Genomic DNA, 424 nt, shown 5'->3' with positions numbered 1-424 from the left:
CGCAAGGGGCGTTCGCTGGAACTCAATCCGTTTGCGGCGATGACGTTTTTTTGGCCGGAGCTGGAGCGTCAGGTGCGCGTGGAAGGGCGTGTCGGAAGGCTGGCGGAGAAGTTGTCGGACGAATATTTTGAGAGTCGCCCGTATCAGAGCCGTTTGGGTGCGTGGGCAAGCGCGCAGAGCGAGGTGATTCCGAACAAGGCGGGATTGGTGGCAAAGGCGGCGGCGGTCGGACTCAAACATCCTTTGCACGTGCCGCGTCCGCCGCATTGGGGCGGCTATATTGTGATTCCCGATTTGATTGAGTTTTGGCAGGGCAGGCCGAGCAGGCTGCACGACCGCATCCAATACCGTTTGCTGGATGGCGGCTGGATACGCGAGCGGTTGTCGCCTTGAACAGGAAAAAACATATGCCGTCTGAAAACCG

At 59.2% G+C, this 424-nt stretch carries 1 protein-coding gene; it reads left to right on the top strand.

Going from position 1 to position 424, the window contains the following annotated elements:
- Positions 1–393 (top strand): pyridoxal 5'-phosphate synthase (locus tag C9I57_RS32265; protein ID WP_107154526.1); only part of this gene is annotated, 393 nt, incomplete at its 5' end.
- Positions 394–424: the final 31 nt, after the last annotated feature.

The organism is Trinickia symbiotica (genome assembly GCF_003028655.1).
In the GTDB taxonomy this organism is placed as follows: Bacteria; Pseudomonadota; Gammaproteobacteria; order Burkholderiales; family Burkholderiaceae; genus Trinickia; species Trinickia symbiotica_A.
Note: the sequence above shows the minus strand (reverse complement) of the source record. Positions and strands in the feature narration are given on the sequence as shown.